Source organism: Pseudomonas sp. PB103 (assembly GCF_009764635.1).
GTDB lineage: Bacteria > Pseudomonadota > Gammaproteobacteria > Pseudomonadales > Pseudomonadaceae > Aquipseudomonas.
The window spans coordinates 1-19,728 of sequence record NZ_RWIL01000082.1 but is presented as its reverse complement, the minus strand read 5'-3'; the positions used below and the strand labels follow the sequence as shown (position 1 = coordinate 19,728).

General features: G+C 58.8%; 17 protein-coding genes. 8 read left to right on the top strand and 9 right to left on the bottom strand.

Annotation, left to right across the window (positions count from 1 at the left end; translation table 11 throughout):
* Positions 1-65 precede the first annotated feature (65 nt).
* From pdxJ to lptF, 8 genes are all read right to left on the bottom strand, one after another.
* A complete protein-coding gene (pdxJ, locus tag EJA70_RS15125) occupies positions 66-812 on the bottom strand; it encodes a pyridoxine 5'-phosphate synthase (protein ID WP_047292711.1) in 747 nt (248 codons plus the stop codon).
* Between the two features lie 207 nt (positions 813-1,019).
* A complete protein-coding gene (gene recO / locus EJA70_RS15120) occupies positions 1,020-1,709 on the bottom strand; it encodes a DNA repair protein RecO (RefSeq protein ID WP_158831734.1) in 690 nt (229 codons plus the stop codon).
* Between the two features lie 167 nt (positions 1,710-1,876).
* Positions 1,877-2,779: a GTPase Era gene (gene era, locus EJA70_RS15115; RefSeq protein WP_007909024.1), complete on the bottom strand. Its 903-nt coding sequence runs from the start codon at positions 2,777-2,779 to the stop codon at positions 1,877-1,879.
* A complete protein-coding gene (rnc, locus tag EJA70_RS15110) occupies positions 2,772-3,461 on the bottom strand; it encodes a ribonuclease III (RefSeq protein ID WP_053117395.1) in 690 nt (229 codons plus the stop codon). Before rnc ends, era begins: the two co-directional genes overlap by 8 nt.
* A 183-nt stretch (positions 3,462-3,644) precedes the next feature.
* A complete protein-coding gene (lepB, locus tag EJA70_RS15105; protein ID WP_008083637.1) occupies positions 3,645-4,499 on the bottom strand; it encodes a signal peptidase I in 855 nt (284 codons plus the stop codon).
* 5 nt (positions 4,500-4,504) lie between these two features.
* Positions 4,505-6,304: a translation elongation factor 4 gene (lepA, locus tag EJA70_RS15100; protein WP_034154800.1), complete on the bottom strand. Its 1,800-nt coding sequence runs from the start codon at positions 6,302-6,304 to the stop codon at positions 4,505-4,507.
* 173 nt (positions 6,305-6,477) lie between these two features.
* The gene (gene lptG / locus EJA70_RS15095) at positions 6,478-7,539 is read right to left on the bottom strand and encodes an LPS export ABC transporter permease LptG (RefSeq protein WP_158831732.1); all 1,062 of its coding nucleotides are present in this window, start codon (positions 7,537-7,539) and stop codon (positions 6,478-6,480) included.
* Positions 7,532-8,653, bottom strand: a complete 1,122-nt coding sequence (gene lptF, locus EJA70_RS15090) for an LPS export ABC transporter permease LptF (protein WP_158831730.1) — start codon at positions 8,651-8,653, stop codon at positions 7,532-7,534. The genes lptG and lptF overlap by 8 nt, the downstream gene beginning before the upstream one ends.
* Before the next feature lie 308 nt (positions 8,654-8,961).
* Here lptF and EJA70_RS15085 point away from each other — a divergent pair, with 308 nt between their 5' ends.
* The 6 genes from EJA70_RS15085 (at position 8,962) to rlmF (ending at position 17,321) form a co-directional block, all read left to right on the top strand.
* On the top strand, positions 8,962-10,452 hold the full coding sequence (locus EJA70_RS15085) for a leucyl aminopeptidase (protein WP_158831728.1): 1,491 nt from the start codon (positions 8,962-8,964) through the stop codon (positions 10,450-10,452).
* Between the two features lie 60 nt (positions 10,453-10,512).
* The gene (locus EJA70_RS15080) at positions 10,513-10,941 is read left to right on the top strand and encodes a DNA polymerase III subunit chi (protein WP_053117380.1); all 429 of its coding nucleotides are present in this window, start codon (positions 10,513-10,515) and stop codon (positions 10,939-10,941) included.
* A gap of 8 nt (positions 10,942-10,949) precedes the next feature.
* On the top strand, positions 10,950-11,342 hold the full coding sequence (locus EJA70_RS15075) for a DNA polymerase III subunit chi (protein WP_158831726.1): 393 nt from the start codon (positions 10,950-10,952) through the stop codon (positions 11,340-11,342).
* Positions 11,343-11,534: 192 nt separating this feature from the next.
* Entirely contained in the window at positions 11,535-14,381 is a 2,847-nt protein-coding gene (locus tag EJA70_RS15070) for a valine--tRNA ligase (RefSeq protein ID WP_158831725.1), read from the top strand.
* Positions 14,382-14,973: 592 nt separating this feature from the next.
* Positions 14,974-16,134 (top strand): hypothetical protein, encoded by a 1,161-nt coding sequence (locus EJA70_RS15065; protein ID WP_158831724.1) that lies wholly within the window; start codon positions 14,974-14,976, stop codon positions 16,132-16,134.
* Positions 16,135-16,301: 167 nt separating this feature from the next.
* On the top strand, positions 16,302-17,321 hold the full coding sequence (gene rlmF, locus EJA70_RS15060) for a 23S rRNA (adenine(1618)-N(6))-methyltransferase RlmF (RefSeq protein ID WP_158831723.1): 1,020 nt from the start codon (positions 16,302-16,304) through the stop codon (positions 17,319-17,321).
* A 184-nt stretch (positions 17,322-17,505) separates the two neighbouring features.
* On the opposite strand, the gene EJA70_RS15055 is transcribed toward rlmF, so the two are convergent.
* A complete protein-coding gene (locus tag EJA70_RS15055) occupies positions 17,506-17,787 on the bottom strand; it encodes an HU family DNA-binding protein (protein ID WP_003221909.1) in 282 nt (93 codons plus the stop codon).
* Between the two features lie 519 nt (positions 17,788-18,306).
* Here EJA70_RS15055 and yejK point away from each other — a divergent pair.
* Together yejK and EJA70_RS15045 are read left to right on the top strand one after the other, a co-directional pair.
* A complete protein-coding gene (gene yejK, locus EJA70_RS15050; RefSeq protein ID WP_158831722.1) occupies positions 18,307-19,311 on the top strand; it encodes a nucleoid-associated protein YejK in 1,005 nt (334 codons plus the stop codon).
* A complete protein-coding gene (locus tag EJA70_RS15045) occupies positions 19,311-19,661 on the top strand; it encodes a glutaredoxin family protein (protein WP_008083649.1) in 351 nt (116 codons plus the stop codon). The genes yejK and EJA70_RS15045 overlap by 1 nt, the downstream gene beginning before the upstream one ends.
* Positions 19,662-19,728: the final 67 nt, after the last annotated feature.

The window sequence follows — 19,728 nt, the reverse complement described above, 5'->3', positions numbered from 1 at the left end:
CTTCGGCAGCTCCTACAGGGTTATGTATACCTGTAGGAGCTGCCGAAGGCTGCGATCTCTTGATCTTAACCCTTGAGAGCAGCCGCCAGAATCAGCGCTTTCATCTCGGACACTGCGGACTTGAAGCCAACGAACAACGCATGCGCCACCAGCGCATGGCCAATGTTCAGTTCGTTGATGCCCTTGATCGCCGCCACCGCCTCAACGTTGTGATAGTGCAGGCCATGACCGGCATTGACGATCAGCCCCTGCGCCAGACCAAACGCCACGCCATCCGCAACGCGCTTCAGTTCTTCAGCCACTTCCGTCGGCGTTTCAGCATCGGCATAACGCCCGGTGTGCAGTTCGATCGCCGGTGCGCCAACGCGCTTCGACGCTGCAATCTGCCGCTCGTCAGCATCAATGAACAGCGACACTTCGCTGCCGATCTTCGACAGACGCTCAACCGCAGCCTTGATCCGCTCTTCCTGCCCTGCGACATCCAGACCGCCTTCAGTGGTCAATTCCTGACGGGTTTCCGGCACCAGGCAGATGTGCGCCGGGCGGATGCGTTCGGCGAACGCCATCATTTCTTCGGTGACACCCATTTCGAAGTTCATGCGGGTCTGCAGCACGTCTTTAAGCAAGAGCACATCGCGTTCCTGAATGTGCCGGCGGTCTTCACGCAGGTGCACAGTGATGCCATCGGCACCCGCCTCTTCCGCATCCAGCGCCGCCTTGACCGGGTCCGGATAACGCGTGCCACGGGCCTGACGCAGGGTGGCGACGTGGTCGATGTTCACGCCAAGAAGAATGCGATTGCTGGTGGTCACGGGTGCGCGCTCCTGAAGAAAAAGATTCGGCGCACAGCATACACGGTGAAGGGTCTGTTTACGTCTGGGCGCGGCCGCAACGGGATGCTGGCTGAGTGCAGGGCAAGGCGCGAGGAACGAAGTTTGGTTGCGCCAAATGAGTTCCGAGCAACGCGGCCCTGCGCGCAGCCAGCGCCCGTTGCGCCGCGTCCAGACGTAAACAGACCCTTAGGGCTTGCGAAACAGCTCGCGACTAACGAGGGGGCGACCGCCCAAGTGAACGGCAAGTGCTTGGCGCATCAAGCGCTTGGCCGCTGAAAGTGCGCCGGGGGCAGTCCAGTCGGCTTCGGCCATGGCCAGCAATTCGACGCCATTGAACAGGCCGGGTTGCAGCAGAAAGACTCGCTCCAGGCCGGCATCGACTTGCAGGCGATAGAGACCGTCCTCGGCAATCGGCTCGCCGTGGATATCGGTGTTCAGCGAGAAACCGTAGCCAAGATCGTCGAGCAAGCGCCATTCGAATGAGCGCAGCAGCGGCTCCAGCGGACGACCTTCAGCCAATGCCAGCAAGGTCGCGGCGTAGTGATCGAATACGCCCGGGTGCGGGTCTTCAGCGGGGAGCAAACGGATCAGCAGTTCATTGAGATAGAGCCCGCTGAACAGCGCCTCGCCATTGAGCCAGGCTGAGGTGCCCGAACTTTCCATGCGCCCGACATTCTTCAGCTCGCCCTTGCCACGGAACTCGACTTCCAGCGACACGAACGGCCGCGCCAAGGTCCCGGCCTTGCCCCGCGCACTGCGCAACACCGCCCGCAACCGACCTTGCGGTGTGAGGAAATCCACCAGCGCACTGGTTTCGCGATAGGCGCGACTGTGCAGGACGTAGGCGGGTTGGGCGGGAGGTGGGGTTTGCGACATTGAGTTCTCGATGAAGAAACGCGGTTTTGAGATCAACACAAACCAAATGTGGGAGCGGGCTTGCCCGCGATGGCGGATTCACACTCAACATCTCTGCTGAACATTACATCCTCATCGCGGGCAAGCCCGCTCCCACAGGGTTCTCTGGTTAAACAGAAACCGCGTATTTACAGGTCGCCGTAACCCAGCGAACGCAGCGCACGCTCGTCGTCGGACCAGCCGCCCTTCACCTTCACCCACAGGTTGAGCATGATCTTGGAGTCGAACAGCAGCTCCATGTCCTTGCGCGCTTCGGTGCCGATGCGTTTGATGCGCTCGCCCTTGTCGCCAATGATGATCTTCTTCTGGCCGTCACGCTCAACGAGGATCAAGGCGTGGATGTGCAGGGTCTTGCCCTGCTGCTTGAACTCTTCGATTTCGACGGTGATCTGGTACGGCAGCTCCGCGCCCATCTGGCGCATGATTTTCTCGCGTACCAGTTCAGCGGCGAGGAAACGACTGCTGCGGTCGGTGATCTGGTCTTCCGGGAAGAAGTGATCGTTCTCCGGCAGGTGATCGGCAATGACCTTTTCCAGCGCGTCGAGGTTGTGCCCGTGCTGCGCGGAAATGGGAATGATCTGCGCGTTCGGCAGTTGTTCCTGCAGCCAGCTCAGGTGCGGCATCAGCTCGGCTTTGTCTTCGATACGATCGGTCTTGTTCAGCGCGACGATCAGCGGGCCGGTCACGTACTGCACGCGCTCCAGGACCATCTGGTCTTCGTCGGTCCACTTGGTGCGATCGACCACGAAGATCACCACGTCGACGTCTTTCAACGCGGCCGAAGCGGTTTTGTTCATGTAACGGTTCAGGGCCTTTTCGCCACCCTTGTGCATGCCCGGGGTGTCGACGTAGATCGCTTGCACGTCACCCTCGGTCTTGATTCCGAGCATGTTGTGGCGAGTGGTCTGCGGCTTGCGCGAGGTGATCGCGAGCTTTTGGCCAAGGATGTGGTTCAGCAGCGTCGACTTGCCGACGTTGGGACGGCCGACGATGGCAACATAGCCACAGCGAGTTGCGTTTGTATCAGTCATTGCCATTCTCCACGCCCAGGGCAATCAGTGCTGCAGCGGCCGCTACCTGTTCGGCAATACGACGGCTCACACCCTGACCTCGGCTTTTTTCATTCAGTAAGACAACTTCGCATTCGACGAAGAAGGTTCGGCAGTGCGGCTCGCCCTGGATATCCACCACTTCGTAGCGTGGCAGATCGCAACCGCGCGATTGCAGGTGTTCCTGCAGGCGGGTTTTCGGGTCCTTGTTGGTATCGACCAGCGTCAGGCCTTCGAACTCGCCGGCCAGCCAGGCCAGGACGCGTTCGCGCGCCATGTCCATGCCGGCGTCGAGATAGATTGCACCGATCAAGGCTTCGAGGGCGTCGGCCAGAATCGATTCGCGACGGAAACCGCCGCTCTTCAATTCCCCGGAACCCAGTCGCAAATAATCACCAAGGTCGAAACCGCGCGCCAGTACGGCCAGCGTCTCACCTTTTACCAAACGTGCGCGCAAACGCGACAATTGGCCTTCGCGGGCCAGCGGGAAGCGATCGAACAGCGCCTCGCCAGCGACGAAGTTGAGGATGGCATCGCCGAGGAATTCCAGGCGTTCGTTGTTGCGCCCGGCAAAACTGCGGTGCGTGAGGGCCAGCAGCATCAGCTCCTGATCCTTGAAGGTGTAACCGAGCTGTCGCTCGAGACGGCTTAATGAGGCGCTCACGGTTTACCCACGCTGTGTTCAAAGCTGGATTCCACCGCCATCGCCGGGTTACGGCGCGGGCCTGGGACAATTAACGCTGTGTTCAAAAATTACATCCTGAATATCGTTGGCTTCATGCCCCGGAGCCGATTGTGTCGACGCCAGAAATGCATTCGGCGCTGTGGTCAACAGCGCCGTGTGTGATTACTTGATCAGGCCAACCCGCGAGAAATTCGGCAGGTGACTGAGTTTCGGTTCCGGCCAGCTCATCCAGACCGCGAAGGCCTTGCCGACGATATTCTGGTCGGGAACCATGCCCAGCAGATCCTTGGGAATGTTCGGATCATCCCAGTAGCGACTGTCGTTCGAGTTGTCGCGGTTGTCGCCCATCATGAAGTAGTGCCCGGCCGGTACGGTCCAGCTGTGGTCCGGGGTGGCGCGGTAGCGGCTCATTTCCTTGCGGATCAGATGCTCTGCGGCGCCGAGTTTTTCTTTGTACAGTTCGGCGCTGCCCAAGGTACCCGGTTCGGAGCCCACCAACTGTTCGGCAATCGATTCGCCATTGACGAACAGACGCTTGTCAGCGGTGTAGCGCACCGTGTCGCCCGGCAGACCGACTACACGTTTGATGTAGTTGACGTTCGGGTCGCTCGGGTAGCGAAACACCATCACATCGCCACGCTGTGGATCACCGACTTCGATGATTTTCTTGTCGATCACCGGCAGGCGGATCCCGTAAGAAAACTTGCTCACCAGAATGAAGTCGCCGACGTCCAGGGTCGGTTTCATCGAACCGGACGGAATCTGGAACGGCTCCACCAGGAACGAACGCAGCACCAGCACGATGAACAACACCGGGAAGAACGACTTGCCGTATTCAACCAGCAGCGGCTCTTTGTTGAGTTTCTCGACCACCACGACATCTGGCTGACCGACACTGCCCTGATAAGAGGCAATGGCAGCACGCCGACGCGGTGCAAGGATCAACAGATCGAGCAACGCCAACAGGCCGCAGACGAACACGGCGATGACCAGCAACAGCGGGAAATTTAGTGACATAGGACCTAACTATCCAACCTGAGCACTGCAAGGAAGGCTTCTTGTGGAATTTCCACGTTGCCGACCTGCTTCATGCGTTTCTTACCGGCCTTTTGCTTCTCGAGCAGTTTCTTCTTACGGCTGACGTCACCACCGTAGCATTTGGCCAATACGTTCTTTCTGAGTGCCTTGACGGTTGTCCGGGCAACGATCTGACCACCAATGGCAGCCTGAATCGCTACGTCGAACATCTGACGCGGAATCAGTTCTTTCATCTTCTCGGTCAACTGACGACCTTTGTAGTGCGAGTTGTCACGGTGCACGATCAATGCGAGGGCATCGACCTTGTCGCCGTTGATCAGCACGTCCAGTTTCACCAGATTAGCCGATTGGTAACGATCGAAGTGGTAGTCCAGCGAAGCATAGCCGCGGCTGGTGGATTTGAGACGGTCGAAGAAGTCCAGCACCACTTCGTTCATAGGCAAGTCGTAAGTGACCTGCACCTGATTGCCGAGGAACAGCATGTCGACTTGAACGCCACGCTTCTCGATGCACAGGGTGATGACATTACCCAAGTGCTCTTGCGGCACGAGGATATTGGCGCGCACGATCGGCTCGCGCATGTCTTCGATCGACGACACATCCGGAAGCTTGGATGGGTTGTCGACGTAAATCGTTTCACCGGTTTTCAGCACCAGCTCGAAAATTACCGTCGGCGCGGTGGTGATCAGGTCCAGGTCGTACTCGCGCTCGAGGCGCTCCTGGATGATTTCCATGTGCAACATGCCAAGGAAGCCGCAACGGAAGCCGAAGCCCAGTGCGTCGGAGCTTTCCGGGGTGTATTGCAGCGACGAGTCGTTGAGGGTCAGCTTCTGCAGCGCTTCGCGGAAATCCTCGAAATCGTCGGAGCTGACCGGGAACAGACCGGCGTAAACCTGTGGCTGGATGCGTTTGAAGCCGGGCAGCACTTCAACGTCCGGCGTCGAGCTGAGGGTCAGGGTGTCACCGACCGGTGCACCGTGAATGTCCTTGATGCTGGCGATGATGAAGCCTACTTCGCCGGCTTTCAGATCCGTGGTGGCGGTGTGTTTCGGATTGAACACGCCCACGCTGTCGACCAGGTGGATCTTGCCGGTGGACTTGACGAGAATCTTGTCGCCCTTCTTCACGCGGCCATGACGCACGCGCACCAGGGAAACAACGCCCAGGTAGTTATCGAACCAGGAGTCGATGATCAACGCTTGCAGCGGATCTTCGATGTTGCCGGTCGGCGCAGGAATGGTGTGCACCAGACGCTCGAGCACTTCGTCGACACCCAGGCCGGTTTTGGCGCTGCAGGTGACGGCGTCGGTGGCATCGATGCCAATGATCTTCTCGATTTCGTCTTTGACGCGATCAGGATCGGCCTGTGGCAGGTCGATCTTGTTCAGTACCGGCATGACCTCAAGGCCCTGCTCGATGGCGGTGTAGCAGTTGGCCACGGACTGGGCTTCAACGCCTTGACCGGCATCGACCACCAGCAGTGCACCTTCACACGCGGCCAGGGAACGGCTGACTTCGTAGGTGAAGTCGACGTGGCCCGGGGTGTCAATGAAGTTCAGCTGGTACTTGATGCCGTCTTTGGCGGTGTAATACAGGGTGACGCTGTGGGCCTTGATGGTGATCCCGCGTTCACGTTCCAGATCCATGGAATCCAGTACCTGGGCTTCCATTTCACGCTCGGCCAGGCCGCCGCACATCTGGATGAAGCGATCGGCCAGCGTCGACTTGCCATGGTCAATGTGGGCGATGATGGAGAAATTGCGGATATGACTCAAATCACTCACGGATCAACACTCAAAAAGGCTGCAGGCATAGCCCGCCGAAAAATAGCCGGGAATTGTACCTGATACACGGCGCAAGCGTCACGTTCGCCTGTCACCCGGATTGCATGCAAAAACGCCCCGATCTGTCGACCGAGGCGTTTTCGAGGTTTAAAGCACGGCAGGATCGCCCGTCATCAACCGGCTCTTCGCAGCAGCCAGACACCCGCCAGCGCACAGACACCCGCCGGCACCAGCACCGCGAACAGCGGCGAGAAACCGAACACCAGGCTCGAAGGGCCGAGCAAATCCTGGACGATACGGAAGGTGAAGCCCACCAGTACGCCGGTGAACACACGCTGACCGAGGGTCACCGAACGCAGCGGGCCGAAGATGAAGGAAATCGCCATCAGCACCAGCGCGGCAGTGACCAACGGTTGCAACACCTTGACCCAAAATGCCAGCCAGTAGCGGCCATTGCTCAGGCCCTGTTCGGACAAGTAGTGGATGTAACCCCACAAGCCGCTGATCGACAGCGCTTCTGGCGCCATGACCACGGTGCTGAGCAATTGCGGGCTCAGCGACACGTCCCAACGCTCGGCCGGGGTGTTCACCACTTCAGTGCTGCGCTCATGAAAAACGGTGGTCGCGACGTCGGTGAGCTGCCAATGATTACCGTCGAACTCGGCCTTCTTGGCGAAGCTCGAACTGAGCAGATGGCGCTCCTTGTCGAAGTGGTAGCGGGTCACGCCATACAGCAGGCCGTTCGGTTGCACCGCGTTGATGTGGATGAACTCGTCACCCTGGCGGTGCCACATACCGTGCTTGGCACTTTGCGCATCGCCGCTGCCCTGGGCCAGCGAGCGATTGGCCTGAGCCATGCTTTCCGTGGCTGGCGCGACGTATTCGCCAATCAGCACGCCGGCCAGCATCAGCACCAGCATTGGCTTCATCACCGCCCAGACAATACGGCCGATAGACACGCCCGCTGCACGCATGACCGTCAGCTCACTGCTGCTGGCCAGACTGCCGAGGCCGATCAGACAGCCGATCAGCGCCGCCATCGGCAACATTTCGTAGAGACGACGTGGCGCGGTGAGCATTACGAAGCTCAGCACGTCAAGCAGGGTGTAGGTGTCGCTGACGTCGCCCATTTCATCGATAAAGGCAAACAGCGTCGCCAGACCGAGGATGATCGCCAACACGGCGATAATCGCCATGAACACGCTGCTGCCGATATAGCGGTCGAGTTTAACCACGAGCCACCTCCAGCGCAGCAGAGCGACGGCTGGCCATCTTCAGACGCATCGGCTCCCAATAGAGCAGGCCGAGACCGATGACCAGGAAGATCGCGTGCACCCACCACAGACCGAGGGCCGGTGGAATCTTGCCTTTTTCAAGGGCGCCGCGAGCGGCAATCAGGATGGTCAGGTAAGCCATATAAAGAAGAATCGCCGGCAGCAGCTTGAGGAAACGCCCCTGGCGCGGGTTCACGCGCGACAGCGGCACCGCCATCAGGGTCACGATAAATACCAGCAGCGGCAGGGACAGACGCCACTGCAGCTCGGTGCGCGAGCGAATGTCGTCGCTGCCCAACAGGGCCGATGTCGGCATGGCGTCGCGGTCGGTGACCTCTTCGCTGACGTCTGGCTTGGGCAGTTGCACGCCATAGGTCTCGTAATGAATCGCTCGGTAGTCGGCCTGACCCGGACTGCCGTCATAGCGGTAGCCATTGTCGAGAATCAGGTAACGGTTACCGTCGGGACGCACTTCCTGCCGGCCCTTCTCGGCCACCAGCACGGAAATCCCGCGATCCTTCTGATCGGCACCGAGGTTTTTCTGCGAGATGAACACGCTGCCCAGATTGACGCGATCGTCGCTCAGGGTTTCGGTGTAGGTCACCCGGGTGCCATCACGCAGCGCCTGAAAACGGCCAGGCTCAAGGGTGTCGAATTCGGTCAGGGCGTCCTGCTTGTTCAGCAGCAACTGGAACTGGTTGGCACCTTGCGGGGCCAGACCAAGGCTCAGCCATGCCACTACCAGCGCCACCAGGGTCGCCGGAAACAGGGTCATGCGAAACAGCTTCTGCTGGCTCATGCCGGTGGCCGAGAGCACGGTCATTTCGCTTTCGAGGTACAGGCGACCGTAAGCCAGCAAGATCCCGAGGAACAGGCCCAGCGGCAGAATCAGTTGCAGGAACCCCGGCAGACGAAAGCCCATGATCAGGAACAAAGAACCCGGATCGAGCTGGCCGGCAGCGGCCTGAGCGAGGTATTTGATGAAACGACCGCTCATGATGATGACCAGCAGCACGGCACTCACGGCACTGAGGGTCAACAGGACTTCGCGGGACAGATAACGGAAGACGATCAAACCAGACACTCCAGGGTTGTCAGGCTAAGGCGGCCAAACAAGCAAACACATCGACCGGCCCGCAACGCAGAGCCGTCGAAAAAAGATGCGGCATTATCCTGTGATTGAGGGCGCCTGTCACTGCGCACACTCATCCATGTCTGTAATCCTTTGCAGATCGTACAACCGAGGGTTGTCAGGCGCGGGGAGCGAGGTTCAAACTGCGGCCCTTGTCGCAGGCTTTGGCCTGCGCCTCTTCTCTCTATAAGCAGGCGACTGCGGCCACCGTCGAACGCCTGCGTGTTGACCATTCATTCAGGGATCCGCACATGGAACTGGTTGTAAAAAGCGTTAGCCCGGAAACGTTGAAAACCGCCACCCTGGTGGTTGCCGTCGGTGAAGGCCGCAAACTCGGCGCCGCCGCCAAACAGGTCGACGAACTGAGCGGTGGCGCGATCAGCGCCGTCCTCAAGCGTGGCGATCTGGCCGGCAAGGTCGGCCAAAGCCTGCTGCTGCACAGCCTGCCAAACCTCAAAGCCGAACGCGTGCTGCTGGTCGGTGTGGGCAAGGATGAAGAACTGGGCGACCGTCCGTTCCGTAAAATCGTTGCCGGCATCCTCAACACCCTTAAAGGCCTGAATGGCAGCGATGCCGTGCTGGCGCTGGATGAAATTATTGTCAAAAACCGCGACAGCTACGGCAAAACCCGTCTGCTGGCAGAAACCCTGGTGGACGGCGAGTACACCTTCGACCAGTTCAAGAGCCAGAAAGCCGAACCGCGCGCGCTGAAGAAAATCACCCTGCTGACCATCAAGGCTGCCCAGGCCGAAGTGCAGCGCGCCGTGAACCACGCGACCGCTATCGCCAACGGCATGGCCTTCACCCGCGATCTGGGCAACCTGCCGCCAAACATCTGCCACCCGACCTTCCTTGGCGAACAAGCGAAGAACCTGGGCAAAGAATTCAAGGATCTGAAAGTCGAAGTCCTCGACGAGAAGAAGATCAAATCCCTCGGCATGGGCTCGTTCTACGCCGTCGGCCAAGGCAGCGAGCAACCGCCGCGCCTGATCGTCATGCAATACAACGGCGGCAAGAAATCCGAGAAGCCGTACGCGCTCGTAGGTAAAGGCATCACCTTCGACACCGGCGGCATCAGCCTGAAGCCGGGCGCCGGCATGGATGAAATGAAGTACGACATGGGCGGCGCTGCCTCCGTGTTCGGCACCCTGCGCGCCGTGCTTGAGCTGAAACTGCCGATCAATCTGGTGTGCATCCTCGCTTGCGCGGAAAACATGCCGAGCGGCAATGCGACGCGTCCGGGCGACATCGTCACCACCATGAGCGGCCAGACCGTGGAAATCCTCAACACCGACGCCGAAGGCCGTCTGGTGCTGTGCGATGCGCTGACTTACTCCGAGCGTTTCAAGCCACAAGCGGTGATCGACATCGCCACCCTGACCGGCGCCTGCGTCGTTGCTCTGGGCGCGCACACCTCGGGCTTGCTGGGCAATAACGACGAACTGATCAGCCAACTGCTCAGCGCCGGCAAGGCAGCCGACGACCGCGCCTGGCAACTGCCGTTGTTCGACGAGTATCAAGAACAGCTGGACAGCCCGTTCGCCGATATCGCCAACATCGGTGGCCCGAAAGCCGGCACCATCACGGCGGCGTGCTTCCTGTCGCGCTTCACCAAGAACCTCAACTGGGCGCACCTGGACATCGCGGGCACCGCATGGACCAGCGGCGGCAAGGACAAAGGCGCCACTGGCCGTCCGGTGCCATTGCTGACCCAATACCTGCTCGATCGCGCCAAAGCCTGACACCGCTGATGGGCGGCGGCGTCACTCTCGGGTGACGCCGCTTGCCGCTCTGGAACCGCAATGACCAAAGTCGACTTCTATATCCTGCCCAGCGCCGACCCTTCGGCACGCCTGGACTTTGCCTGCAAGCTCACCGAAAAAGCCTGGCGCATGGGCCACCGCATCTACCTGCATTGCAGCGACGCGGCCCAGCGTGACGATCTCGATGCGCGCCTGTGGGCGTTCAAGGGCGAAAGCTTCGTGCCGCACGGCCCCGCCGACAGCGAGCCGGACGGCTTGATCGTGTTGGGTGTGGGCGATGACTGCGGTCAGCACCAGGACTTGCTGGTCAATCTCGACCTGAAAGTCCCGGCCTTCGCCAATAAGTTCGCCCGGGTGGCGGAAGTGGTGGTCGAAGACCCGACGATTCGTGCCGCGGCGCGGGAGAGTTTTCGCTTCTACCGCGAACAGGGCTATCCTCTGCAAGATCACCGTTTACAGCGACTCTGAGCATTCCAATGGACACTCCGAAACCGCAGCAAAAGCCGACACACCTGCTGGACGATCTCGAATCGATCCGTCAGTTGCTCGGCGACGACAACCTGCAACCGCCACTGCTGACCGACACGGTCGAGGATGGCGAACAGGAACAGATTCCGATGTTGTTTGACTCTGTCGGCGCTGAGCCGGCCGCTGTCGAACCACCTCCCACGCCGGCCCCGACACCCGCACCACCTGCGGCTCCTGCGAATAAAGGCCCGGACGCCCTGCTCCACCTCGACAGCGAACTGCGCGCCGCCGCGCAATTGATCATGCAGGACGTGATCGACGACTTCGCCCCGCACATCGAAACCGAAATCAAACGCCGCCTCGATGCGCGCATGGAACGCCTACTAAGCCAATACGAATAAACGCTCCTGTAGGAGCTGCCGAAGGCTGCGATCTTTTGATTTTGATTTATAAAAAACAAGATCAAAAGATCGCAGCCTTCGGCAGCTCCTACATTTAGATCTACATCCGGCCTGCCCCGCTCGCCCTCGGCCCCATGCCCCGCTATACTCGTCGGCTTTTCCTGAATTAATGCCAATAGGGTCCCGCCGCGCATGGATAAGACCTACCAGCCGCACGCCATTGAAACTTCCTGGTACAACACCTGGGAGTCCGAGAACTACTTCGCCCCGCAAGGCGCGGGCGACTCCTACACCATCATGATCCCGCCGCCGAACGTCACCGGCAGCCTGCACATGGGTCACGGTTTCAACAACGCGATCATGGACGCCTTGATCCGTTTCCGCCGCATGCAGGGTCGCAACACCCTGTGGCAGCCGGGCACCGACCACGCCGGTATCGCCACGCAGATGCTGGTGGAGCGTCAACTCGAAGCCCAGGGCCAGAATCGCCACGATCTGGGTCGCGAAAAATTCCTCGAGAAAGTCTGGGAATGGAAGGATCAGTCCGGCGGCAACATCAGCCGTCAGATCCGCCGCCTCGGCTCGTCCGTAGACTGGAGCCGCGAGCGCTTCACCATGGACGACGGCCTCTCGGAAGCCGTTAAAGAAGCGTTCGTGCGCCTGCACGAAGACGGTCTGATCTACCGCGGCAAGCGTCTGGTCAACTGGGACACCAAACTGCACACGGCGATTTCCGACCTCGAAGTGGAAAACCACGACGAGAAAGGCTTCCTGTGGAACCTGAAGTACCCGCTGGCCGACGGCGCGAAAACCGCTGAAGGCAACGATTTCCTGATCGTCGCGACCACCCGTCCGGAAACCATGCTCGGCGACTCCGCCGTCGCGGTGAACCCGAACGACGAGCGCTACAAAGCCCTGATCGGCAAGTTTGTCGAGCTGCCACTGGTTGGCCGCCGCATCCCGATCATCGCCGACGATTACTGCGATCCTGAATTCGGCACCGGCTGCGTGAAAATCACCCCGGCCCACGATTTCAACGACTACGAAGTCGGCAAGCGCCACAACCTGCCGCTGATGAACATCTTCGACAAGAATGCCAACGTGCTGCCGGCAGCCCAGGTGTTCAACCTCGACGGTACGCTGAACGAAAGCATCGACGGCGCAATTCCGGCCGAGTACGCCGGTCTTGAGCGTTTCGAAGCGCGCAAGCAGATCGTCGCTGCGTTCGACGCCGCCGGCCTGCTGGTCAGTGTTGACGATCACAACCTGAAAGTGCCGAAAGGCGACCGTTCGGGCACCGTGATCGAGCCGTGGCTGACCGACCAGTGGTACGTCTCGACCAAACCACTGGCCGAGCCTGCGATTGCTGCCGTTGAAGACGGCCGCATCCAGTTCGTGCCGAAGCAGTACGAAAACATGTACTTCTCGTGGATGCGCGACATTCAGGATTGGTGCATCAGCCGTCAGCTGTGGTGGGGCCACCGGATTCCGGCCTGGTACGACGAGTCGGGCAAGGTCTACGTCGGTCGCGACGAAGCCGAAGTGCGTGCCAAGCACAACCTCGGTCCGGACGTTGCGCTGCAGCAGGATAACGACGTACTCGACACCTGGTTCAGTTCGGGTCTGTGGACGTTCTCCACCTTGGGCTGGCCGGAAAAAACCGAGTTCCTGAAGAAATTCCACTCCACCGACGTACTGGTGACGGGCTTCGACATCATTTTCTTCTGGGTTGCCCGGATGATCATGCTGACCATGCACCTGATCAAGAACGAGGACGGCACGCCGCAGGTGCCGTTCAAGACCGTCTATGTGCACGGTCTGGTGCGTGATGGCCAGGGCCAGAAGATGTCCAAGTCCAAGGGCAACGTCCTTGACCCGCTGGACATCATCGACGGTATCGAGTTGGAAGACCTGGTGCAGAAACGCACCTCCGGCATGATGCAGCCGAAACTGGCGAAGAAGATCGAGAAGCAGACCCGCGACGAGTTCGCCGACGGCATCGCCAGCTACGGCACCGACGCCCTGCGCTTCACCTTCTGCTCGCTGGCTTCGACCGGTCGCGACATCAAGTTCGACATGGGCCGCGTTGAAGGCTATCGCAACTTCTGCAACAAGATCTGGAACGCCGCGCGTTACGTTCTGGACAAGGGCGAAGATTGCGGCCAGAACGGCGAAGCCTACGAACTGTCGCTGGCGGATCGCTGGATCATCTCGCAGTTGCAGCGCACCGAAGCCGAAGTGACCCGTCAACTCGATCAGTTCCGTTTCGACCTCGCCGCGCAAGCGCTGTACGAGTTCATCTGGAACCAGTATTGCGACTGGTACCTGGAACTGTCCAAGCCAGTGCTGTGGGACGAGAACGCGCCGGTTGAGCGTCAGCGCGGCACTCGCCGTACGCTGGTTCGCGTGCTGGAAGTGGCGCTGCGCCTGGCGCATCCGTTCATGCCGTTCATCACTGAAGAAATCTGGCAGCGCATCGCGCCGCTGGCCGGTATTCAGGGCAAGACGATCATGCTGCAGCCTTGGCCAGTGGCCAATGAAGAACGCATTGATCCGGCCGCCGAGAACGACATCGAATGGCTCAAGGAACTAATGCTCGGCACGCGCAACATTCGTGGCGAAATGAACATCGGCCCGGGCAAGCCACTGCCGATCTACCTGAAGAACGTCAGCGCTGAAGACCAGCGCCGCCTGACCGAGAACGAAGCGCTGCTGAAGAAGCTGGCGCGTCTGGAATCGATCACCGTTCTGGCGGCTGGCGAAGAAGCGCCGTTGTCCGCCACCGCACTGGTTGGCGAGATGGAAGTGCTGGTGCCGATGGCCGGTCTGATCGACAAGGGCGCTGAACTGGCGCGTCTGGACAAGGAAATCCTGCGTCTGCAGGGCGAAGTCCAGCGCGTTGGCGGCAAACTGTCCAACGCCGGTTTCGTCGACAAAGCCCCGGCCGAAGTCATCGAGAAGGAACGCGCCAAACTGGCCGAGGCTGAACAGGCCCTGGCCAAACTGGCCGAGCAGCACGCGCGGATTGCCAGCCTGTAACGGCAAATCGCACTGAAAAAGGGAGGTCGCTATGGCCTCCCTTTTTTCATTTTTATAGACATGGAATCAACTTGTTGCACTGTCAAATTCCGGAGACTTCGTTACAGCGACGGGCTAGCAACACTACGCTTCGCATGCAGTTGAGTGCCGCGTAGACCCCAATCGAACACAAATGTAGACTCAGCGACTTCAGAAAAAGGACTTTGCATGAATTTCCCGCCCAATCTCCCAGCTGCCTGCCCTCTACCTTCCTCTCAGGACTGCACTGGCTCATTTTATATGGTGTGTCAGGAAGATACGGTTCGTGAAGAAGATTGTTTATCGCAGGCTGAGCGAGGCAGGGCGCCGAATGCAACAGGCGATGCAGCCTGTACACGTCACGGACTCTCTGTGTTCATGAGCTATGATGCCTGTGCGCACCAACGCGAATTGTTTCCGCGTCTGGGCGGAAGAATTGCCTGTGCCGTGCTCGATGCGAGTCATGGAAAATCGCTCAGTACGCCGAGCAACTCCAATCCAGGCCACACGACATGGTGGCCATACACCCACTTTTCTCGCAGCGCGCTGTTCGCCGTAATTAAGGAGTCTTAGGATGAGCTGGACAATCACGACTCCGAACGTGGCGGTTGAACCATTCAATCCGCATGAAATTTCCGAAGTTTTGTACGATTTTGATGGCCCAAAGATCTTTGTAACAATCGACAGCGATCGTTTGATGCGCTTTTGGTATGAAAGTCTGGATGATCGAATCACCAAAACTGTTCGCTATCTGGTTACTACAACGACAGAATCGCAAATTAAGATGTTGAAGAGTGGGAAGAGAACAGTTCATGACCTACTCAAACAACCTTGGTTATGGGCAGTCGATTGCTCGTATTCAATGGACCCGCAGAACGCTTGGGTTATCGATGAAATAAATGATGTACCGCCGGATTACCGACCAAAGCAAGATGCAACTCTGTTCCTGGAACACATGCCCCTATTGTCGTATCGGTTGGTCGGTAAAGGGCTGCGAGAGGGTGAAGTTCCGGCCAGCGTTATCGCTAAAGCGGTAACGGGTCCGACATCCGCTCTGAAAAGGCTGCTTGAAGCCGTCATGCCAAATGAGTCATCCGGCAGACCGGAAGAAAGTTTCAGGCGTTCTTATGATTTGCCTGCTGTGAGATTTGCCTTCAATAGTTTTGAAGTATCCTTTTCTGCGCCGGCAGAGGAAAAGCTTGAATCAGCAAAGGGGGAACTGGTGGTTTACGGTAATGGAACCAGCAAGCTTAAAGATGCGTTTGCTTGGCTAACCAATCCGTCGAAGCACGAAGAGCCGGAAGCCTACGTTCTACAGGCTCTCAAAGAGTTAGCTCCTCCGGCACATGGACAAATTGAGAGTGTCGAACTCCGCGGACAGCTGATTGGAAATTTTCAGCAAGTGCTCATCAGTCGATCCGATCGCAAAACTATCACCCAAGCACTGGGTAAAAAGAAAACCGATGAGGAGCAGTTGATGCAAGTCACCGGAGTGATAAGAGAATTGGACAAAGACCATCGCAGGTTTACATTGCGAAACCGTCCTGACTGCGCCGAAGATCTAATCTGCATTTTTACCGAAGAACACTATGATGATGTAATCGAACATTTTGCCAACGATGCCTTAATCTCCGCGACTGGACGTTACAAGACATCAAAAAACCTCTTCGAGGTTGGAGACATAGGGCTTAGTTTCACTATCAACGTGGATTCCCCCAAGCCTCTGCTATCTTGATGCCGACTGCCGCGACCTTCGTCTTTATGAAGTGAGCGCTCAGTTGCTGCGTTGCGAGGTGGTTGAAAGTGATCTGAGATGAAGGCGGACGCATCAGTAGGCTTCCTGATGCCCACTTTGTGGGACAATACCCGCCACTTTCAGCCATACCCGAATCGACCACGCCCATGAACGCCCCCCGCACACCCAAACCTGCGCGCAAGAAGCCTGACTCCGCGACCCCGGCCAAGACCGTCGAACCGCGTGAAAAGGCCAGCCTGCACCCGCGCAATCGCCACCAGGGTCGTTACGACTTCCCGGCGCTGATCAAGACCACGCCGGAACTGGCGAAGTTCGTGATCACCAACCCGTACGGCAAGGAAAGCATCGACTTCGCCAGCCCCGATGCGGTGCGCGTGTTTAACCGGGCGCTGCTCAAGTCGTTTTATGGCATCCAGCATTGGGACATCCCAGCGGATTACCTCTGCCCGCCTGTACCGGGCCGTGCCGATTACGTGCACTTCCTCGCGGATTTGTTGGCGAGCATGAACGACGGCAAGGTGCCGCGCGGCGCAATCGTCAACGTGCTGGACATCGGCATGGGCGCCAACTGCGTGTATCCGCTGATCGGTAACAGCGAATACCGCTGGCACTTCCTTGGCTCGGAGATCGACCCGACGGCCGTGGCTGCCGCCAAAGCCATCGTTCAGTCCAACGACTTGAACAAGGTGATCCAGTTGCGCCTGCAGGAAAATCGCAAGCACATCCTGATCGGCCTGCTGGAACCGGGCGAGCGCTTTGACCTGACCATGTGCAACCCGCCGTTCCACGCCTCGATGGACGAAGCGACCAAGGGCAGCGAGCGCAAATGGCGCGCACTGGGCAAGGCCGACCCGAAACGCAAACTGCCGGTGCTGAACTTCGGTGGCCAGTCGGCGGAGCTGTGGTGTGAAGGCGGTGAAGCGCGATTCGTGACGCAACTGATCGCCGAGAGCGCGAATTTCCAGCACAAGGTGCTGTGGTTCAGCACGCTGGTGTCGAAAGCCTCGAACCTGCCAGCCATCGAAACCGCACTGAAAAAGGCCGGCGTGCTGGAAAGCCAGGTGGTGGAGATGTCCCAGGGGCAGAAGCAGAGCCGTTTCGTCGCCTGGACCTTCCAGACCAAGTCCGAACAGCAGATCTGGCGCCGCGAGCGCTGGACCCGCTAACCCTGCTCGGCCCCCTGTAGGAGCTGCGGCACGCTGCGATCTTTTGATCTTGATCGTGATTTTTTAAACGCAAGATCAAAAGATCGCAGCGTGCCGCAGCTCCTACAGGGGTAACGCGTCAAATCGCAGGCACAAAAAAACCGTGCCCGGATCACTCCGGTGCACGGTTTTTTATTGCTGCGTCTTACTTGTTCACAGCGTCGGTCAGGCCTTTGGCCACAACCAGCTTGATCACTTTCTTCGCAGGGATTTCGATGGCAGCGCCAGTCGAAGGGTTACGGCCAGTGCGGGCAGGACGCTCGGTCACTTTCAGCTTGCCGATACCAGGCAAGGTGATTTCGCCGCCGTTTTCCAGCTGATCGGCAACGATTTGGCCCAGTTGGTCCAGAGCGTTACGCGCGGTGGTTTTCGGCGCGTCGATAGCTTCAGCGATGTCGGCGATCAGTTGGTCTTTAGTAAGAGCCATGTAGTGTTCCTTCCCTATCAAATTCATATGGATTGCAGAGTGCAGTGTCAGCCATCGAGCCCGATCTTCTGGATCTGGCACCCTCGGCGATAACCACGACGAGTCGGGTTATAGATGCCGAAATCAGGGTTTGGTTCGACCTGACAAATGCTGATTGCACGCTTAACGCAGTGACTTCGCGTAAGACCGGGCAAAACTAGCACAGAGACGGGGAAATATCCGCCTCTAGCTACCCATTTGGTCAGCTTTATTGCTCTAAATCGGTAAAAAACTGCATAAGCCCGTTCGCACGCCCCGGTTTTGCCCTACAACCCCCCGTATACGCTGCCGCCAACGCAGTTTCCCCGGTTATGTAGGAGCTGCCGAAGGCTGCGATCTTTTGATCTTGTTTTTTAAAATTCCAGATCAAAAGATCGCAGCCTGCGGCAGCTCCTACAGGAGGCCTGTGCTGAGAATCGGGTACACTGGGCGCTTTTTCGGGGGAGCCTGCCCTCCTCCCTTCCAACAGCCGAGAAGCCCATGCCGATCCGTCATTGCATCGTCCACCTGATCGACAAAAAACCCGACGGCACGCCCGCAGTTCTGCACGCCCGTAACACCGAACTGGCCGAGTCTGCAGCCATCGAGAACATGCTCGCCGACCTCAACGAAAGCTATAACGCCAAACAGGGCAAAGCCTGGGGTCTGTTCCATCCGGAATCCGGCGCGTTCCCGTTCAGCGGCTGGCTGAAGGAATACATGGAAGGCGGCCAGGACTTCACCGCGTTCAGCAAAGTCGCGGTCGAGCACCTGCAAAAGCTGATGGAAGAGTCGAACCTGTCGGTCGGCGGTCACGTACTGTTCGCCCACTATCAGCAAGGCATGACCGATTACCTCGCTATCGCCCTGCTGCACCACAGCGAAGGCGTGGCGGTGACCGACGAGCTGGACGTGACCCCGTCGCGCCACCTCGACCTTGGCCAGTTGCACCTGGCGGCGCGCATCAACGTCTCCGAGTGGCAGAACAACAAGCAGTCCAAGCAGTACATCTCGTTCATCAAGGGCAAGAACGGCAAAAAGGTTTCGGAGTACTTCCGCGACTTCATCGGTTGCCAGGAAGGCGTCGACGGCCCGGGCGAGACACGCACGTTGCTCAAGGCCTTCAGCGATTTCGTCGAGAGCGAAGACTTGCCGGAAGAGTCGGCCCGCGAGAAAACCAAGACCCTGGTCGATTACGCCAGCAGCCAGGCCAAACTCGGCGAACCGATGGGCCTGGAAGAACTCTCCGAGTTGATCGACGAAGAGCGCCCGAAAGCCTTCTACGATCACATCCGCAACAAGGACTACGGCCTGTCGCCAGAGATTCCGGCGGACAAACGCACCCTCAATCAATTCCGCCGCTTTACCGGCCGCGCCGAGGGCCTGTCGATCAGCTTTGAAGCGCATCTGCTGGGCTCGAAGATCGAGTACGACGAAGAGGCTGGCACCCTGGTGATCAAAGGTTTGCCGACGTCGCTGACCGATCAGCTGAAGCGGCGCAACTGATGCTCGGCAATGTGCTGAAGAAGGTCGCGCTGGTTCTGCTGGTGGTCGTGGTTTATCAGAACTGGGGCAAGATCGAGCGGGTGTTCAATCCGTCACAAATGGTTGCCGAGCAGACGCGCGCGCAGGCCAACGTCGTGCTCTACGCCACCGACTGGTGCGGCTACTGCAAACAGACCAAGCGTTTTCTCGACAGCAAGGGGATTGCGTTCAAGGAGTTCGACATCGAGAAGGATGCCGAGGCGCGCAAGGCGTATGAGGCATTGGGTGGACGCGGGATTCCGTTGATCGACGTCAATGGCACGTTGATACGTGGGTTCGACCCGGACGAAATCCTCGCGGCCCTGAAATAACCGCAACATCAAAAGATCGCAGCCTGCGGCAGCTCCTACACAAGTCTCATGTAGGAGCTGCCGCAGG